The organism is Caproiciproducens puteiluti (assembly GCF_052442865.1).
GTDB lineage: Bacteria > Bacillota > Clostridia > Oscillospirales > Acutalibacteraceae > Caproiciproducens.
Map to the genome: position 1 here is coordinate 2,786,641 of NZ_CP194790.1, position 18,654 is coordinate 2,805,294.

Below are 18,654 nucleotides of genomic sequence, written 5' to 3' on the forward strand. Positions count from 1 at the left end.
TTAAATCACCATAAACCATCAAAAATCGATCCGTATTTTATGCATCATTTAAACAATTCTTCCAGAGTGATTCCTTCCGACTGAAAGATGTTAAATTCCGAACGCAGATATTCGCTGCTGAACCGTCCTTTTTCCAGCCGGATCAGCTTGTCCGCCACCACAAGGGAGTCCGCAATATTGACCGAAAGGAAAATAACCGTGATGCCCTTTTGCTTCAGCCTGTTGATGAGCTCGATCAGGTGCCGGCGCAGATACATATCCGCACCCGCAAAGGGCTGGACGCAGAACACGATTCTGGGATGGAACAACTGAATCCGGTAATAGATCAAATCGTAAAGCGACTGTATTTTCAGATTCATGATATTGGTTTCGTAGATTTCCGGGCCGATCACGGGTTCGTACTCGCGGGCGATGCTCCGGACGATTCTTTTGTTCAGCCGCACCCCGTTGTTCTTCTGGTCAAGCAGAAAGCACAGATTGTCCAGATAGCTCATTTCTTTAAAGAGCATGGTGTGGATGGGGTCCTCTCCGATAAAGGCTACCGCGCCCTCCAGCGCGTGCTGCGCCGCTTCCTGCGTAAAAACGGCGCCTTCCAGAAAAACAGTCCCGCTGTCCGGATGCAGCCTGCCGTTCATAATCTGCATAATATCCGACAGTACGGTGTTGTCCATATCGAACAGCACCGTACACTCTCCCCTGGCCACCGAAAAATTCATGTCTCTCAGATTTTCCGTACAGACATTCTGAAAAGCGAGGATGCTGTCTTTTCTCCCGGAGTCCGTTTCCAGGGCGGCAAGGTCGGAAAATTCCCCGACATAATACGGAACAATATTGTCGTTCTGAAACTGATTGCGGTCAAATACCCGCAGAATTTTCCCGTCCTTCATCAGCGACATTCGGGTGCAGATCTTAAACGCTTCCTCGTGATGGTTGCAGATGTACAGGAAAGAAAAGCCCTTTCCGCAGTAATACCGGAGCAGCTCGTGAAAACGGATCAGGTCCGCCGCGCCGATGCAGTTGCTGACATCCCTGATGACAATGAGCTTCGCGCCCATGATGACGGCGCGAAGAAGCTCCACGACACATTTTTGGTAAGGGCTTAAATGTGCCACCAGGTCCCGGCCGTCGATATCGGCGTCGATTTCCTGTGCAAACTGGCGGAACTGTTCGTTCAGAACGCGGGGGCTGATGACGTATTTCCGAAATCCCCTGCGTAAAACGAAAACGTTGTCGGCAACGCTCAGATCTTCAATCAGCCTGCTTTTCTGCTCGATAACGGCCACCTTGTTCATCGTCATCGGGCTGTGCTGATAATTGTTCACAAGCACCTCGTTGAAATAGACGCGGCCGTAATGAATGGGCAGATTTTGGCTGATGAGCTGAATGAGGGGTTCCTTGCCGTTCGCGTTGATGCACACCAGTCCCATGATCTCGCCCTGAAAAATATGCAGGTTAAAATTATCCAGCAGGGTCACCTCGTCTCGGATGACGGTGACCCTTTCCAGCCTTAAAATTTCATTCTTCATTTTATTTTCCCGTATCCTTTTTCACCAGCGGAAGGGTGATCTCCACATCCGTGCCCACGTTCAGCGTGCTGTACATGCAGATTCCGTATTCTTCCCCGAACAGGAGCTTGATTCTGTTGTTAACATTGACAACGGCAATGCCGCCGTGAGCCTCACTGTCCGGCTTGATGTAATCCAGAATCGTGCGGCTCAGCTTGTCGTCGATTTCCCGGAGCCGTTCCTCCGTCATGCCGATTCCGTTGTCGGAGATCGTGATAATCAGCCGGGTCGCGGTCGTTTCTATTTTGATGCTCACATTGCCGTCCCCGATTTTCCGCTCGATCCCGTGGTAAATCGCATTTTCCACAATCGGCTGAAGGGTCAGCTTCGGCAGCTTGCAGGACATGATTTCCCTTTCGCTTTCCGGGTCGTATTCCACGCTGAGGTTCAGCCTTTCCCCAAAACGGTAGCGCTGGATGATGTAGTAATTGTTGACGTTGGTGAGCTCTTCCTCCAGCGTGACCAGATTTTCCACATTGGAAATGGTATAGCGGAAGAAGGTAGCCAGAGCCTCCGTCATTTTGGACACGTTTTCAAGACCGGCGTTCAGAGTTTCCCCGCGGATTCCCTCCAGCGTATTGTAAAGGAAGTGGGGGTTGATCTGATTCTGCAGGGCAAGGTACTGCGCCTGCTTTTTGGTCGCGTTCACCAGCTCGTCCGTATTCATGATCTGCTCCACTTTTTGGGTCATCTCTTCGATTTCCGGGCTCAGCAGCACCTTCTGGTCAAAAAGGGCGTCGATGGTATAGCCCGTTAAAAACAGGCGCAGGACCTTTGCGCTTTCCAGATAAGGCCGATAAATCCAACGGTAAAAAACATACGCCGCCGCGCCCAGCACGGCATACCCGGCGACGGCAAAAAAGAGATGGCGTCCCTCCCGGACGGCAGTCGCCGTAAAAACGGTCAGGAAGACCAGCAGAAGCGCAAACAGGAGCAGGAACATCCACGCGGCACGGCTGGAAAGATACCTTATTTTTTGTATTTTCATTTCATCAGCCCCGGATCAAGAGTAGAGTTTTCGGTACTCGTTCGGCTTTAATCCAACACTTTTTGTAAAGCCTTTGGTAAAATTTTTGAGGTCGCTGTAGCCCACCTGCTCACAGATGGCGGCAACCGTCAGATTGGATTCCCGCAAGAGTTCTTTCGCCCGGTTCATACGAATTTCGGAAAGGTAATTCACAAAATTGTTTCCGGTCTCCTTTTTAAACAGCGTACTGAAATAAGTAGGATTGAATCCCACGATCCCGCTGACTTCCTCCAGCGTGATCGGCTTGCTGAAATTTTCCTGAATATATTCCTTTGCCACCCGGATCGGTCTGGTGTCCGCCTGCTCTTTCTCCTCAATAATCACTTCCATGGATTCGCCCACCATGACGGACAGGTATTCAAACAGCCGGTCAATGGAGCTGCAGCGGGCCGCGTGAATGCAGAATTTCTCGTAAAATTCCTGCCCGTACTGGATCTGAATCTGGTTGTTGCGAAGGTGGAGCAGGTACATTTCACAGACGTGCTTGACCAGAGAGAAAATTTCCGCCCCGCTCAGGTTCTCCGTCTCGATCTGCTTCTTTAACCCGGTGATGCAGTTCAGCACGGCGTCTTTTTTCAGCACTTCCACCGCCGCGCCCATCGTTTTATTCAGCTCCGCCAGCAGAACGTCCACCCGCTGGGGGTCCTTATGTACGGTTACGTCCTCAATCAGCCTGCCCGTGCCCTCGATCAGCCTTTGCCCCACGGCGTACCGGGCCGCCCGGAAGCTTTCTTTCAGTTCGCCGACGTCTTCCACCACGCTGCCCGCGCCGATTGTAAAGTCGTGCTGTTCAAACGAAGTCTTCTGCACCATCAGCTCGTCAAAGACCGCTTTGATCTGCTTTCGCACGGTCTTTCTGTTTTCCGGGCCATAATTTAAAACGCAGTAAGTGATGCTGTCATCCAAATCCATTTCCATATCGAAACACAGCTCTCTCAGCTGCGTGTTCAGAATCCTCATAATCGTTTCTTCCAGAATCTGAATGGTGTTGTTGTACTCGTCTTCAAATCCACAGTCGATTTTTACCGCGCAGACCTGGAACAGACCCGGCTGAAAAGCGTAATGATAGCTTTCGTTGACCTCTTCTATCGTCAGGTCCTTCGTGGTCATCCCCTTTTTCAGCAGCCGTTCCGTAAACAGGCCTGTACGCAGCTTGTTTACGTCGTTTTTCAGGCGTTTTTTCAGCTGTTCCTCATTGTTCAGCCGCTCCGTGCGCTTCAGGTACCGGTCGCGCATCTTGTTGAGAGAGGCCAGAAAATCCTCCTTCCTGATCGGCTTTAAAAGGTAGTCGCTCACCCCGTACTTGATTGCGTTCTGCGCATATTCGAAATGATGGTATCCGCTGATAATAATAAAGTCCAGATCCTGCTTGATGTTTGTGGCGCGCCGGATCATTTCCAGCCCGTCGTAGCCCGGCATGCGGATATCCGTAATCATCAGATCGGGCAGAAGCTTTTCCACCATGTCCAGCGCTTCCACCCCGTTATGCGCAATTCCTACGATTTCCATATCCAGCGAAGCCCAGTCGATCAGACCGCGGATCAGCTGGCATACGTTTTCCTCATCGTCCGCTATAATGACCTTTATCATACCTTCCTCCTTCTGTCCGCCCGAAAAATGACCGTCAGCAAGAAAACAGCTCCGACTCAACGACCGCGCAGATCAAATGGTAAACGGCCAGATGATATTCCTGAATGCGGTAGGTTTCCTGCGCGGGGACAATCAGGCTGCAGTCGGCAAGCCGGGCGATCTTTCCGCCGTCCCGCCCGGTCAGGGCAACCGATACCGCGCCCGCCGTTTTTGCCGCCATCAGCGCGTAGGCCACATTGGCCGCGTTGCCCGATGTGCTGATTCCGATGACCGCGTCCCCTTTTTTCGCGTAGCCCATCACCTGCTGCGCGTAAACCAGCTCCGGGTCCACGTCGTTGCTGAAAGCCGACAGCAGCGCGGCATGGGCGTTCAGCGAAACGGCCGGAAGCCCGCCCTGCAGCTTTTCCGCCAGCAGGGCCCCCTCCTTGCCGAAATCTTCCCTCAGCCGCCCCTGTGTGCCCGCGTCCAGCGGCCTTTTCAGCAGAAAGCCCTTCATCAGCTCGCCCACGATATGGCCGCCGTCCGCGCAGCTTCCCCCGTTGCCGCAGACCAGCAGCTTTCCTCCGCTGCGATACACCCCTACGAGCGTCTCGCAGACACGGCGGATATTTTCCTGCAGAGGCAGCAAATCCTGATGCCGGTCAAAAAACTGCCGGCAAAATTCCAGTGTACGTTCTTTCATATCCATTCCTCCCATCCCAAATGATAGCCGGCGACGACTAAGCCGGCGATATCCCCGACCGATTCCGAAAGCCGGCTCGGCAGGATTCTGCACGCCCCGCGGACTGCGGGGAGCGTTTCCCGCTCGATTACCTCCTGTGCGTAGGGCCAGATTTCGTCGCAGTTCCGTACAAAAATGCTTCCGATCACAATACACTCCGGATTGAGAATGTCCATTAAGACGGACAGGCCCTTCCCCAGTTGTAATCCAACCCTCTTTAAAATTTCCCTTGCCAGCGGGTCGCCGTCTTTCGCGGCCGTTCCGACCTGTGCCGCCGTTAACCGCTCAAGCTCCTCCGTGCTCCCGCAAAGCTCCGGTTTCCGGCCCATTTGATACTCTTCCCGGATCATGGACCGGGCCAGCTGGGCGATGCCCCCGCCGCTGCAAAAGCCTTCGAACGACCCCATTTTTCCGTACCCCGCCGGGCCGTAGTCCGAAAGGCGGATATGGCCGATTTCCCCCGCCATGTCACAGACGCCGGCGTACAGGCGGTTGTCCAGAATCAGGCCGGCCCCCAGCCCCGTGCCGAAGGTGATAAAGATCATGCTGGACGTTCCTTTTCCCGCGCCCAGCTTCCATTCCGCGAGGGCGCAGGCGTTGGCGTCATTGCAGAGCCAGGCGGGAATCCCGGTTTCCCGCTGAAAATACTCCGTAACGCGAATTTTGTCCCAGCCCGGCAGATTCGGCGGGGAAAGGATGGTCCCCGTCCGGCTGTCCAGCGGGCCCCCGCAGCTGATCCCGATCCCTTCAATTTTTTGCCCGTTTCCTTTTTCCACACAGGAACGAACGTCCCGCGCCAAAGCTTCCAGCATTTCCGCCGGGGAATACACCGCTGTTTTCCTGACTTCGCACTTATGTATGACGTCGGCGCCGTTGTGCGACAGTTCTCCCAGATTGACGGCACATTTCGTTCCCCCGATATCGATGCCTATTACCAGCATATTTTTTCCTCCCATCAGATGAAGGCTCCTCATTCAGCACATCTTTGCTGAACGAATTTCATCCGTTCAATTTCAGAACCACCCTTCCGTACAGCCTTTTCCATTTTGTATTTAGTATATTCTAATAGAATATCATTTTCAAGAAACAAAGTTGCCGTTCACAGAGCCGCGGGGGATTTCTTCCTGCGGCAGCCGGGACTGATACAGGGCTCCGGCCGACCGGCAAAGCACCTTTGAGCCAAAAGTCAAGCCTTGTATCGGGAAAAAATTTCGGGTATAATTATTTTTCGTGTCACATAGTGGAAAGGATTGATTCGATGGATGAAATTAACGAAATATTTTGTGGTGACAGCTATACCCCGTTTCTGGATTACTGCGAGCTTCACAATTACAAGCGCATGTCCGACCTGATGAGCTGCCGGTTTGAAGAGCTGCCGGAGCTGCTCGGCATTTCCTCTATCCTGCTCAGCCGCATCAGGGCCATATGCGTCCTTTATTTTAAAAAGCATCCGGAATGCCGCGCCGCTTCAAAACCGTCAAAAGCAAGGGCTTCTTCGAAAATGGACGACCTGCCGGACCGTCTGCTGGTCGTTTTTCAGCAGAATGCCAATAAGCTCATCCATATTTCCGAAATTACAAAGGACCTTGGAAAGGGTGTAAAACGCAGCGACATCCTCCATGTGCTGGAGCATCAGAGCTGGTGTAAGATCGTGGACGGCAGCACCTTCTTTTACTCCCCCACAGACTGATTTTCCGATGCAGAGTGCTTTTGTACTCTGCTTTTTTATTGCGGATTTTTCAAACGATCCCGATAAAACGGAAACCCGCCGTGTTTGAGAACGCCCTCTCATTTTTCTGAGAGGGCGTTCTTAAGCTGTAAACAGCATTTTTAATCATTTTATTTACTTGCTGGATGTCATCGCTGAAATCGTTCCGGAGGCCTGGCTGGCAAGCTCCTGGCCGCCGGACTGCACGTCGGAAACCACTTCGGAAACCTGACTGCCCAGACCTTTGGTATCGGATTCCACTTTCGACACAACACCGGACACCGTACTGTTCAGATTTGCTCCGCTGGATGCGCCCGGCAAATACCGGCATCCGGAAAATGCGGAGATGATAAGAACTGTGATGATCAACAGGAAAACCATTTGTTTTTTCATATTGTCCCTCCTTTCTGTTTATATCTTCTCCATTTTTAAAATAAAATGCAGTCCATACGATTTCCTCTCCGATGTACGGCCAAAAATAAATTTGTCACATTTTGTTACGTACCCTAAAAATGCAGAACTTCCGCCGAATATATAGTGGGAGGAATCAGCGATGACACAAGAAGAAATTAAAAAACTTGACAAAAAGATGCGTGCAATTTCAGATCCTTTCGGGAAAGGGTTCCCTTCTTTTCAAAGAATAGTTTGGGAAATGGCCGTAAAAAAGGATATTACCGAAGAAGCCGTACTGCGCGAATATCTTATCTGGAAGCGGAGCAAAAAATAATGCCGCCGAAAACCCGGACAGGCCATTGAAAGGCTATATTCTTCCTTTCATTCTCGCGTTTTCCGTATCGTCGGAATTTTCTCCTTCATTGAGGCTGTGGGCGTGTTCCATGGCCTCCGCCGCGCTGTTCCATTTGCTTTCCTGTTTCCAGGTTCCGGAATCCGTATAATATCCCACCGCCCAGATTCCCGGTTCGGATTTTTGATAAATATACATATCGCTGTCTGTTGTCCCTCCTTTTCTTTTATGGATGAAACCCTATCAGTTTTTCCATAAATTCCGGGAATATCGGCTGATGGATCAAATCGCCATTTTATATCGTATCCGCCGACGCAAAAGAGGCTTTTTCGCAGCCGCGAAAAAGCCTCTTTTTTATTTTCATCTATTAAAATATCAAGCTGCAGATTTTGTTCCCTGATGGCCTGCGGTTTTCTTCTGTATCCAGCTGTACTCCAGAAAGCTGTAAATCACCGCAACGATCAGAATAACGGCGGCAGCGGCTTCACCCGGAATCTGATACAGCCCCGCCGTTTTGAACAGCCCCAAAAACAAAAACGACGTTAACGCAATGGTCATTGCCGGGGGATCGATATGTACATCGCCGTAATTGTACAAGCTTCTTGCCAGAAAGTCGCCCGCAAATGCCGCAAAAATTGCCGCTACGATTCCCCAGTACAGATTCCCGCTGGCAAGAACGGCATAAGACGCGCAAAGAGTGATGTGGTGCGTTACCGGAACGGGTGCTCCAAACTGTGAGAAAATCAGGGAAACGGCCGAGATGCAGAAGCCCACAAAGGGCGCGGCCCCCGCCGTCTGCTGATTCTGGAGCATCTGATAGGTGACATAAGCGGAAAGGCCGCCCACCGCTACGGACAAAACTGTTTTTTCCTCGGCGGCCGTCATGTAGGGGACCCACGCCGTTTTCGCAAGGGGGCTGTATCTGCCGCCCAGCTTTTTATCCTCTTCGGTGACCTTGCCGAACAGTTCTCCTGAAAACACGATTTTGGCAATGATCGCCGAAACGACCACGGTAAAGCCGCCTGCATCAATCTGGCCGGGCAGGGCCTGTCCCACGCCGTAGGCGACAATATACCCAAATACGCCGAACACGCCGCCCACCAGCGCCACACTGATCTTTTTAAGGCTCAGCAGCGGCAGGGAAATGTTTTTGCCCGAATCCAGCACCTTGATCTTTTTTGCAAACGCCGCGGCGCCCACACCCCCGGCAAAAGCGATGTTCGGGGCAAAGAACGGCCCGAACGCAATGACTCCCAAAAAATCAAACGGCACCCCGGCGCACGCTAAAGCAATCCCGATCAGGCCGGTAATACCGGTAAAGATAAACGCTTCCAGCGCACCGAGGATAGCGCCGAATACGCCGCCGCAGAAAGCCAGCACGACCATAATCAATGTCATTTTCAATCCTCCCAAAATTTTCATTCTCAACTGGTATCAATATCATTGATCCTGTTTCCGTTTTTGCCGTCAAACAGCGTAAACGGAAAATTTATTGATCATCTGCCCAATGTCAAACTTCTCTCCTTACCTCCTTTATGATTGATTAACAGTGAGACAGATCAATTGGAAAGGGTCTAAAACGTCTATAATATTAATATAATCTCTTATTATATTTTTATAATTATATAAATATTGCATATAACTTCTGTGATAATTTGATTTTATATTAAAATCAGATCGTTGTCAATAAGATTTTATAAAAATATATGATAATTTATTTGATTTATTGAGTATTATATAAATTTTATGCTAATAATTTTAGAGTATTTATAGGCTTTATAATAATTTTATATTATTTTTATGGTTGATTTACAGATTTTATGTCTGAATATATCGAATTGCGCTCGAAATTGGAATCCATTCCCTGATTCATCAGCAAATCTTGTTGTATTTCAGGCTATAATCTGCTATAATGACAAAAACGAAAACAGCATATTCATATAACCTTAAAATTATATTGCATTACAATTCCAGGAGGTTATTCTCGTGTTAAACGTAGATCGTCAGAAAAATATTTTGGACATGCTTTACCGGACAGGGTCCGTCAAGGTTTCCGAGCTTGCCGACCAGTTCGGAGTGGGAGCCGAAACGATACGCAGAGATCTGAAGGCGCTGGCCTCGGAATGGGATATTGAGCTGATTTACGGCGGAGCATATATGAAAAACGCCACAAACAGCATCAGTGTTCACGAGCAGACGATGGCGATGAAGCGCAGTGAAAACTATGAAGCAAAGCAGATCATCGCCCGAAAGGCCGCGGCCCTTGTTTCTCCGGGCGATACCATCGCACTGAATTCTGGAAGCACAGTGGAGTATATCCTCGATTATCTGGCGGGAAAAACGCCGTTGAACATCATCACGCTGAACGTCAATGTCGCGTCCAAAGCGCTGGCCATTCCCGGCATCAACATTTATCTTCCCGGCGGAAGGGTGCGCAGCAGCTCGGGGATGACCGTCGGGCCGTCCTCCACGGATTTCATCGGCACGTTTACGATTGACAAATGTTTCTTCGGCGTATCGGCAATCAACCTTTCCCACGGGATTACCCACCCGGTCATGGAGGAAGTGGAAAGCAACCGCGCGCTGCTTTCCGTCTCCTCCAAAAATTATGTCGTTGCCGATTCCTCCAAGCTTGACAAACAGTCCCTTGTCCGAATGGCAAAGCTGGAGGAAATGGACGCGTTTATTGTGGACGACGTGTTCCCCCAGAATTACCGCAAATATATGGCGTTAAATGGGATTGAAGTCATCTAGACTGCTTTTCAAAATCAGGAAAAGCCTCCGGCCGCAGGTGCTAACCGTGCGGCCGAGGGCTTTTTCCATGATCGGAACTTTTAGGGGTAATTTATTTCAAGATTGAGGTGAAATAAACAAGGTGATCCGTGCAGCCGTGTTTCACCAGCGCATCATAGGCATACGGGTCGCAGACGACCAGCTGCCGGTGGCTCGCCCTATGGATTTCCTCCACACCGGCTTCATAGATTTTTTCAAAAATTTCCTGCTGCGCTCCAAAGGGAACATATTCGGCAGAAACCGGAGCCTGCCAGATAGTGACCCTATTGGTACGTTTGCCGCCCTGCACCAGGGGGACGAATTCCCAGCTGTTCGGGACGTCGCGCTCGCCGGGAACGCCGGACAGGCGGTTAAGGAGTCCGTCCATACGCAGGTAGCGCGTGAAAAAGCTTCCGCCGTAAAGATATCCTTTGTTGACGTCAAGGCTGCCGCAAAGGGAGAGGATACTTTCCACGTGGAGATCATGGCGGATTCCGAGCTTATCGCACAGTGTCGTCAGCAGGTACTGGCTCTGTCCGCTCAGCGTGATGACCCTGCGCACGCCTTTTTCCTGCAGAGCCTGCACCAGACCGGAAAGATGCCGATACCCTTCGTCGATCAGCCCCGCGGCGAAATACTCAAAGCCGCCGAAGAACGGGCCGAACTGGGGTTGTACCGCAATTCCGCGTGATTTCAGGAAAACGCCCAGATCATACGCGCAGCGGGAAGTAAACGCAAAGGTGGCGTCATCCACAAAAAGGCATGTCGTGCTGTCGTCCGCAGCGGGGACGGCTTCCTTCCAGAGTTCGTACGCGCTTTCCCCTGCCTTTATGATATGCCCGTCATTCTTTTTCACGGTATCGTGAAGGGAAGCCACCGCATCGGGCTTGAAATTCTGATTGACAAACAATTCCCGGAACAGCATCATGCACAGAAGGTAATCGTTCTGGTCTTCCCCGAAATTCTGCCAGCGCTCTCCCTGTCCGGAAAGGATGGAAGAAAAAACAATGTCCGCGCCGTATTCCGAAGCCGGAAGCTGCCCGAGCCAGACGGCGCGCGCAATCTGGGCCACACGGGAAGGATAATGGCACATTGCCCTCGTGACAAGGTATTCGGGGCAGTAGCAGGCGCCCTGGTCCATGTGGACCGACTGTCTGTCTACCTGAAATCGGTATGCATCCAACGAAAACTCTCTCATAATCCAAGTACTCCTTTATTCAAAATGCCGTCCGGGTCCAGCGCGTCTTTGATCGCCTTCATCACCTTTACGCCGGCTGCGCCGTGCTCCAGGGGAAGAAATTCCGCTTTCGCCGTTCCCACGCCATGGTGATGGGAAACGTTTCCGCCATACTTCAGGCTTGTTTCCACGGCAATGCGCAGGCAGTCAAGGTACCTCTGCTCGCCCGCCTTGTCGTCGCCGTTTGTCTTCGCGTGGAAAATGACATATACGCTCGCGCCGGTATGGTAGACATGGGAAAAATGACAATCTATCACTTCGCAGTAGGGAGCCAGCGCGCTGCGCATTTCCTTCCATACGGCCGCGATGGAATCCCACGGGGCGGCCACTTCGATGGCATCCGCCGTTCCGCCCTTTACCGCGTCATAATCAAGCATTTTTTTCGTGGAAAAGCGTGTGGCGAACCAGTCCTCCGCAATTTGGGAAGTCTTTGGCCGTCCGCCGCCCGCACGGCAGATTTCGTCCGTCAGCCGTTCCTCCAGCTCCGTCATTTCGTCGATTCCCTCAAATACCAGGATCAGGAGGGCAAATCCCTTTTCAAGGCCGTACTGGCTGATTTTCCCCTGTGCCTCCACCTCGTCGTACAGGCGGACGACCGCTGGGTGCAGGCCCTTCTGGATAAACCGGCGGATGGAGTCGAGCCCTTCTTCCGTAGTGGAAAAGGTATAGGCTTTGAAAATCCGCTTTTCCGCCACCGGAAAAATACGCATTTCAACGGAAGTGACGATGCCGTAAACACCCTCGCTGCCAAGGAAAAGCTGGTTCAGCTCCGGCCCGGTGGACCGCTTCGGCGCTTTGTGGGTGGAAAGAATGTCCCCGTCTGGAAGGACTACCTCCAGAGAGGTGACCATATCGTCCATTTTGCCGTATTTTGTGGAGAACGTCCCCACCGCGCGGGTCGCAGCCATACCGCCCAGACAGGCGCTCTGAAAGGACTGTGGATATTGGCCGCAGGTATAGCCGCGCTCATTGAGCATATTTTCAAACTCGGCGCCCGAAAGGCCGCAGCCGCCCACGGCGGTCGCGTTGACCGGATTGATGGAAAAATGGCGGATGCGTTTGGTGTCAATCATGATCTGCCCGTCGTAGGGGATTGTTCCGCCCACGATGCCGCTGCCGCCGCCGTAGGGGATGACGCCGATATGGTACTGTACGGCAAGCTTCAGGATTCTGCTGATTTCTTCGGTATCCGCAGGACGAAGAACGCCGTCGGTCAGATACGGATACGTTCCCTGAAGCATCCATTTATATTCGCGGGGATAACATCCGTGGGAATAAATCAGTCTTTCCTCAGGCTGTGTCAGTATTTCCGTTTGAGGACATTGCTCGGTTACTTTCTCAAAAAAAGCTGTTGTGTTTTTCTGCATTCAAATTCTTCCTTTCCTGCCATTGGTATTTCACTGGTAAATCGCTGCTCAAAGGGTAATGCTGCGCGCAGCTATGATATCCACACCTGTTCCCAGGATATTGGCGACAATGACGTCCCCCTGCCGGACGGGCGCGTCCACCACCGTTGCGTACAGCTGCTTCATGCAGTCCCGCAGCAGCTTCTTCGGCACGGCCTCCCTGCTGATCACCGGCAGGCAGCGCAGCCGCGAGCCCCGCAGCCCCACGGTGGTCGTAATCATCCTCTTGGGGTCCGTATACTCGTTTTTCGCGTATTCCTCCCCGCGTTTGCAGGTGTTCCCCTTCACTGTCAGCACGCCGTTGTCATCGGTCAGCTCAATGGAGCAGCTCATCGGGCAGACAATACACACATATTGTTTTGTGGTCATTTTCCATCCTCCTTACCACACGTCGACTGTCAGCGGACCGTCCAGCGGACCGTCCGGAACAAACCTGAGCGCAATCATTTCGGGCGGGTTTGCCACCCCGTAATGCGTGGATTTTAAAATCTTCCCGTTGCACACAATATCCGCCCTGACGTCCTTCATCGGCTTGCGGACGCGCAGATAAAGGTTGATTTCCTTTCCCCCGCAGTCCGCGCTCACTCGCTGGGGAAGGACAAAGCCCACATTGCTGCCCGCAACCGTATCGACCATATTTCCCTGCGCACTCTGACGGCGGATAAAGTCCGCCGCTCCCTGCGCGGCAATTTCGCCGGACCGCGAGACATAATCCACCAGGTCAAACACCGCCACCACGTTTCCCGCGGCAAAAACGCCCGGAACCGAGGTCATCATCGTATCGTCCACAACGGGGCCGCGCGTCACGGGGTGCAGCTGCACCCCCGCTTTCCGGCTCAGCTCGTTTTCGGGGATCAGGCCCACGGACAGTACCAGAAGGTCGCACGGGATCACGCGTTCCGTCTCCCGGACGGGTTTCCCGTCCGATCCGACCAGCGCGACCGTCACCGCTTCCACCCGCTTGTTCCCGTGTATTTTCGTTACCGTGGTGGACAGGTGGAGCGGAATCCCGTAGTCGTCCAGGCACTGCACCTTGTTGCGGCGCAGTCCGCCGAGGGATGACATCACTTCGTAGACACCTTCCACCTCAATGCCTTCCAGGGTCATGCGGCGCGCCATGATGAGGCCGATGTCGCCGGAGCCAAGGATCACCGCCTTCTTTCCGGGAAGGTAGCCTTCCATGTTGATGTAACGCTGCACGGAACCGGCTGTCAGGACTCCCGCCGGGCGGGAACCCATGATGCTGACCTGGGGGCGGGTACGTTCCCGGCATCCCATGGCGAGAATGACCGCCTGCGCCCGGATTTCCAGCAGCCCTTCCTGCGCGCTGACCGCGTAAATTCTGCGGTCGTCCGTCAGCTCCAGGACCATGGTGTCGCAAAGGACGTCGATGCCGCCCTCGGCGACCAGATCGATGAATTTCTGTGCGTATTGGCATCCGGAAAGCTGCTTTTTAAAACGGAGCAGTCCGAATCCGTCATGGATGCACTGCTGAAGGATTCCTCCAAGCTCGTAGTCCCGCTCGACCAGCAGAATCCGGTCCATCCCGAGTTCTCTCGCCTTTACCGCAGCCGCAAGGCCGGCCGGTCCGCCGCCGATCACGGCGATATCATACGAAAGTGTATTCATTCTGCATTCCTCCCTGTATTCCGCGAAGGCCGGACCAGTATTTCAGAGCCCTTCCCTTTCAGGGTTACCTCCGAAGGGTCGAGCTTCCACTCGCGGGCCAGCAGTTCCAGCACACGGGAACCGCAGAAACCGCTTTGGCAGCGGCCCATGCCGGCGCGTGTGCGGCGCTTTACGGCGTCCATCGTCCGCGCGGGAATCTTACCGTGGACGGCGCGGAGAATCTCCGCCTCCGTGACGGTTTCACAGCGGCAGATCACGCGGCCGTATGCGGGATTTTCGGCAATAAGGCGGTCGCGTTCCTCCTGCGTACAGTCGCGGAAAGCGGGTTCCGGCTTCCGGATGGGGTTGAACGCCGTGTTGATCGGGGCATTCGGATTCTGTCCGAGATACAGGCTTTCCACCAGCTCCGCGATTGCCGGAGCAGAGGCAAAGCCGGGGGACTGAATGCCCGCCACATGGATAAAGCCCTTGATTTTACGGGAATTCTGAATCACAAAATCCTCACTATAGGTTGCCGCGCGGTTTCCGCTGAAATAGGTAATGACGGACCTGGGGTCAATGCCCTTCGTCAGGTGCATTCCCTTTTCCAATATGAATTCCACGTCTTCCCTGTCAACGTCCCGGTCTTCCTTATCCGGCACCTCAAGTGCGGAGGGGCCCCAGAGCAGCGTTCCTTCCGGCGTTTCTTCCGGCCCGCCGCCCTTTGTATAATTGTTTGGGGCAACACCCGAAAAAGTATGGATTTTCCCCTTATTTTCCTTATCGAAGATCACCAGCGCGCCGCGCCGCGGATGAATGGAATAAAAGCGGTCCCCCGCCATTTCCGCGATTTCGTCCGCGTAAAGCCCGGCGGCGTTGATGACACAGTCACACAAAATTACGCCCTGTGTGGTAACCACGCCCTGCACTCGCCCATCCTCCGTCAGGATATCCACCGCCTCGCAGCCGAGGCGGAACCGGGCGCCGTTGTCCACCGCGTTTTCCGCCAGCGCAAGGGTGACCTCGTAGGGCTCCGCGTAGCCGGCGGAAGGAGTCCAGAGAGCAAACTGAACGCCGTCGGAAAGCCCGGGCTCCAGTTCCCGCGCCCGGTCCCCGCTGATGATTTCGATTCCCGGCACGCCGTTGGTCACGCCGTTGTCATACAGGCTTTCGATGGCCGCCCGGTCCTCTTCCCCGAAGCCGCAGACAAAGGAACCGGTACGGTTGAACTGAAAGCCCAGCTGCTGGGCCCACTTGGTATATTGGGCGTTTCCCCGGACGTTGAGGCGGGCCTTCAGGCTGGCGGGCTTGGAATCATAACCGGAATGCACCATTCCGTTATTCGCCTTGGAGCTTCCCTCACAGAGGTCCTCTTCCTTTTCGAGCAGGAGGATGTTCACCCGGTACTGCGTCAGCTGCCTTGCGATGGCGCATCCCGTCACCCCGCCGCCGATAATCACTGCGTCCGCTTTGTCCACGACCCCCATTGCCCGGTACGGGGCGCTGTCCTTCCTTTTCAGGGGGACAGCGCCGGGGGCGGTCAGATCGCTGACCACATTATGTACACCGGGAAGCTTTGCCGCCATATGGCCGATGTCGACAGCCGTCTGCCATGTTTTTGTACTGCCTTCAAGCGTGAGGATTCCGTCATCTTCAATACGGGCGGAGACTGCGCTGGAATCCAGATCAAATTTTTTCAGCCCCTCTGAAAAAGCGGCCAATATCTCCTGCTTATTTGCAGTCAAATCTCTCATCTCCTATTGTTGTCTCGTATTCTTCCCTTTGCTGTTTCCTTTGTTTTAATGCCGAATCCAGTTCGAGGAGCGTTTTACCGCCTCCTGCCAGTCGGAATACCGCTGACTGCGGTTTTCGTCCGTTATCTGACAGGTAAACGTCGCGTCGTATTCGACGGCCTTATCGAAATCGGATTCCTGCCACAGTCCCGCAAACAGTCCGGCCATTTCCGCGGCTCCCAGGCTGGTTGCTTCCACAGACGCCGGGCGGTCCACCCTGCAGTCGAGGATATCCGCAAAGAATTGCGCGAGCAGATTGTTGCGGGAAGCGCCGCCGTCGATTTTGACGTTCGTCATTGCGGTTTTCGTGTACGCGCCGATAGAGTCCGTGATATCCTTGATGCTGAACGCGATCGCTTCCAGCGTGGCGCGGCAGATGTGCGCTTTGGTCGTGCCGCGGCTGATGCCGATAATCATACCGCGGGCGAACGGGTCCCAATACGGCGCACCCAGTCCCGTTAAAGCCGGCACGAAAAAGATTCCGTTGGAATTTTCAACGCTGCGCGCAAGGGTTTCCGATTCCCCGGATTTTTCGATAATGTTCAGCCCGTCGCGCAGCCACTGGATAGCGGAGCCTGTCACAGCCGCATAGCCCTCCATCGCATACTGCGTTTTGCCTTTGATTCTCCACGCGATCACGGTGTTGATGCCGCCGTCAAGCACCACGCATTTTTCCCCGATGTTCACATCCAGAAAAGATCCTGTGCCGTTTGTCAGCTTTGCGGTTCCCGCGGTACGGCAGCCCTGCGCGTAAAGCGCGGCGTGCTGGTCGGCAATACAGCCGCCGATCTGAATGGGCTCTCCGAACAGTTCGGGTTCCGTCATGCCGTAATCCCCGGAGTCGTCCGTCACGGTGGGATAGATGGAAACGGGAACGCCAAGGTAATCCAGAAATTCCTTGTACCACTCGCCGGTCTCCAGATTGAGGCTGCCGGTCACGGAAGCGTTGGAATAACTGATGGCATGCGTTCTGCCTCCGGTCATTTTCCAGACCAGCCAGGTGTCGATCGTACCGAACAGCGCTTCGCCGCGGTCAACCTTCTCCTTTACTTCCGGTACGTTTTTCAGAAGCCATTCCAGTGAAAGGGAAGAATAAACGGGCGCGATTGTCCAGCCGGTCGCTTTTTTGGCTTTTTCTCCCCATTCGCTCGCGTTCAGCTCGGCGCACCGCGGACCGGTACGGCTGTCCTGCCATACAATCGCCTTGTACAGCGGCTTCCCCGTTGCCTTGTCCCAGACCACGCTCGTGGCCCTCTGGTTGGTGATGCCGATGGCGGCGATATCCGCCGCTGTCAGCCCCGCCTGCTCCATGGCCAGTTTACAGTGCTTCATGCTCTTCTCGTAGATCTCTTCCGCGTCGTGCTCCACTCTTTCCTCACTGGGGGTGTACTGGGTAAACTCTTCGTAGCTTTGCGCCACAATATTCAGCCCTTGGTCGAATATCAGTGCGCGGGTTCCGGTAGTGCCTTCATCGATGACCATTACAAAACTTTTCAACACAAACAACTTCCTCTCTTTATATAATCCGCAAAATAGCGACAATGGAAGCAAAACAGATCGATCATGTGCAAATAATGTGGTTTTAGAGAGTTTATTATTAAAATAATGTTGGTTTATGACAACATAATATCAATATTATATTGCATTGTCAATAGAGAAACCGTGAATTATTGAAAAAAATAGGGAGAGGCTATTTTACAGGGCGGAAATCCCATAGGAAACGGCGGGACATTCCCGCCGCGGCGTATTGAAATGTGCCTTAAGATAGGATAGAATGATTTTAATGTGATTTTAATTTTTGACAAATTCCCTTTAAAGTTTTATTTGTTAGAATTCAAGCATGCTCGGCTGAGAGAAAACCGATCGTGAAATAAATGATTTGCATGAGGGATTCCAACAAACTAACGAAGGAGAAATTTTTATGACTACACTGGAGCAAGTAGAAAAACTGCGCGAAAAGGCAAACGTAAGCTATGACGAGGCAAAAGCGGCATTGGACGCGACAAACGGCGACCTGCTGGAAGCACTGATCTATCTGGAGAAACAAGGAAAAGTGACGGCCCCGGCCGGCGGCGGCTACTACAGCAGCGCGAAAACCGAGGACCAGAATCCGGCGGCGGGCGCGGAACCGGGCCGGGCGTATGCAGACCCGAAATATCATGGCGGAGAATCCTTTTCTTCCCTGATGAGAAAGTTCGGGAGATTTCTGATGAAGATTGTCCGCATAGGCAACACCAACTATTTTGAAGTCCTGAAAGGGCCGGAAAGCAAAGCGTGCATCCCGGTTTCCGTTCTCGCGCTTCTTCTTATCTTCGCGTTCTGGGTGACCATCCCGCTGATGATCGTGGGGCTGTTCTTTGGCCTGCGCTACCGCTTCAGCGGCCCCAATTTCAGCGGTGACACGGTAAACCACGCTATGGACAGCGCTGCGGACGCCGCGGAAAGCATCAAGAATTCCATCAACCAAAAATAACGGGAAACG

At 53.1% G+C, this 18,654-nt stretch carries 18 protein-coding genes; 4 read left to right on the forward strand and 14 right to left on the reverse strand.

Going from position 1 to position 18,654, the window contains the following annotated elements:
* Positions 1-44: 44 nt before the first annotated feature.
* From ACRQU7_RS13530 to ACRQU7_RS13550, 5 genes are read right to left on the reverse strand one after another with little or no spacing between them, the layout of a single operon-like run.
* Positions 45-1,526 carry an ATP-binding cassette domain-containing protein gene (locus ACRQU7_RS13530; RefSeq protein ID WP_444641366.1) on the reverse strand — a complete coding sequence of 494 codons (1,482 nt, stop codon included), beginning with the start codon at positions 1,524-1,526 and terminating at the stop codon, positions 45-47.
* Position 1,527: 1 nt separating this feature from the next.
* Positions 1,528-2,553, reverse strand: a complete 1,026-nt coding sequence (locus tag ACRQU7_RS13535) for a sensor histidine kinase (RefSeq protein WP_038325231.1) — start codon at positions 2,551-2,553, stop codon at positions 1,528-1,530.
* Positions 2,554-2,568: 15 nt separating this feature from the next.
* The gene (locus ACRQU7_RS13540) at positions 2,569-4,182 is read right to left on the reverse strand and encodes a response regulator transcription factor (protein ID WP_444641367.1); all 1,614 of its coding nucleotides are present in this window, start codon (positions 4,180-4,182) and stop codon (positions 2,569-2,571) included.
* 34 nt (positions 4,183-4,216) lie between these two features.
* A complete protein-coding gene (locus tag ACRQU7_RS13545) occupies positions 4,217-4,864 on the reverse strand; it encodes a D-sedoheptulose-7-phosphate isomerase (protein ID WP_444641368.1) in 648 nt (215 codons plus the stop codon).
* Entirely contained in the window at positions 4,861-5,844 is a 984-nt protein-coding gene (locus ACRQU7_RS13550; protein ID WP_444641369.1) for an ROK family protein, read from the reverse strand. Before ACRQU7_RS13550 ends, ACRQU7_RS13545 begins: the two co-directional genes overlap by 4 nt.
* 317 nt (positions 5,845-6,161) lie before the next feature.
* Between ACRQU7_RS13550 and ACRQU7_RS13555 the strand changes: the two genes are divergently transcribed.
* The gene (locus ACRQU7_RS13555) at positions 6,162-6,593 is read left to right on the forward strand and encodes a hypothetical protein (protein ID WP_038325244.1); all 432 of its coding nucleotides are present in this window, start codon (positions 6,162-6,164) and stop codon (positions 6,591-6,593) included.
* Positions 6,594-6,746: 153 nt separating this feature from the next.
* On the opposite strand, the gene ACRQU7_RS13560 is transcribed toward ACRQU7_RS13555, so the two are convergent.
* The gene (locus ACRQU7_RS13560) at positions 6,747-7,004 is read right to left on the reverse strand and encodes a hypothetical protein (protein ID WP_038325245.1); all 258 of its coding nucleotides are present in this window, start codon (positions 7,002-7,004) and stop codon (positions 6,747-6,749) included.
* A gap of 160 nt (positions 7,005-7,164) precedes the next feature.
* On the opposite strand from ACRQU7_RS13560, the gene ACRQU7_RS13565 reads away from it, so the two are divergent.
* Positions 7,165-7,338, forward strand: coding sequence for a hypothetical protein (locus tag ACRQU7_RS13565; RefSeq protein WP_185741114.1), 174 nt, complete (start codon positions 7,165-7,167; stop codon positions 7,336-7,338).
* A gap of 33 nt (positions 7,339-7,371) precedes the next feature.
* Here the strand turns inward: ACRQU7_RS13565 and ACRQU7_RS13570 are convergent, their stop codons facing one another.
* Both ACRQU7_RS13570 and ACRQU7_RS13575 read right to left on the reverse strand, forming a co-directional pair.
* Positions 7,372-7,554: a hypothetical protein gene (locus ACRQU7_RS13570; RefSeq protein ID WP_038325246.1), complete on the reverse strand. Its 183-nt coding sequence runs from the start codon at positions 7,552-7,554 to the stop codon at positions 7,372-7,374.
* Between the two features lie 177 nt (positions 7,555-7,731).
* Positions 7,732-8,754: a hypothetical protein gene (locus ACRQU7_RS13575; protein ID WP_444641370.1), complete on the reverse strand. Its 1,023-nt coding sequence runs from the start codon at positions 8,752-8,754 to the stop codon at positions 7,732-7,734.
* Between the two features lie 588 nt (positions 8,755-9,342).
* Here ACRQU7_RS13575 and ACRQU7_RS13580 point away from each other — a divergent pair.
* Complete coding sequence (locus tag ACRQU7_RS13580; RefSeq protein ID WP_444641371.1) at positions 9,343-10,110, forward strand: DeoR/GlpR family DNA-binding transcription regulator; 768 nt, start codon at positions 9,343-9,345, stop codon at positions 10,108-10,110.
* A gap of 91 nt (positions 10,111-10,201) precedes the next feature.
* On the opposite strand, the gene ACRQU7_RS13585 is transcribed toward ACRQU7_RS13580, so the two are convergent.
* From ACRQU7_RS13585 to ACRQU7_RS13610, 6 genes are read right to left on the reverse strand one after another with little or no spacing between them, the layout of a single operon-like run.
* A complete protein-coding gene (locus ACRQU7_RS13585) occupies positions 10,202-11,326 on the reverse strand; it encodes a hypothetical protein (protein ID WP_444641372.1) in 1,125 nt (374 codons plus the stop codon).
* Entirely contained in the window at positions 11,323-12,732 is a 1,410-nt protein-coding gene (locus ACRQU7_RS13590; RefSeq protein WP_444641373.1) for an FAD-binding oxidoreductase, read from the reverse strand. The genes ACRQU7_RS13585 and ACRQU7_RS13590 overlap by 4 nt, the downstream gene beginning before the upstream one ends.
* A gap of 48 nt (positions 12,733-12,780) precedes the next feature.
* A complete protein-coding gene (locus ACRQU7_RS13595; protein ID WP_444641374.1) occupies positions 12,781-13,140 on the reverse strand; it encodes a DUF1667 domain-containing protein in 360 nt (119 codons plus the stop codon).
* Positions 13,141-13,152: 12 nt separating this feature from the next.
* Positions 13,153-14,400 carry an NAD(P)/FAD-dependent oxidoreductase gene (locus ACRQU7_RS13600; protein WP_444641375.1) on the reverse strand — a complete coding sequence of 416 codons (1,248 nt, stop codon included), beginning with the start codon at positions 14,398-14,400 and terminating at the stop codon, positions 13,153-13,155.
* Positions 14,397-16,124, reverse strand: coding sequence for an NAD(P)/FAD-dependent oxidoreductase (locus ACRQU7_RS13605; RefSeq protein ID WP_444641376.1), 1,728 nt, complete (start codon positions 16,122-16,124; stop codon positions 14,397-14,399). The genes ACRQU7_RS13600 and ACRQU7_RS13605 overlap by 4 nt, the downstream gene beginning before the upstream one ends.
* 54 nt (positions 16,125-16,178) lie before the next feature.
* A complete protein-coding gene (locus tag ACRQU7_RS13610; RefSeq protein ID WP_444641377.1) occupies positions 16,179-17,669 on the reverse strand; it encodes an FGGY family carbohydrate kinase in 1,491 nt (496 codons plus the stop codon).
* Positions 17,670-18,093: 424 nt separating this feature from the next.
* On the opposite strand from ACRQU7_RS13610, the gene ACRQU7_RS13615 reads away from it, so the two are divergent.
* The gene (locus ACRQU7_RS13615) at positions 18,094-18,645 is read left to right on the forward strand and encodes a ubiquitin (protein ID WP_444641378.1); all 552 of its coding nucleotides are present in this window, start codon (positions 18,094-18,096) and stop codon (positions 18,643-18,645) included.
* Positions 18,646-18,654 lie beyond the last annotated feature (9 nt).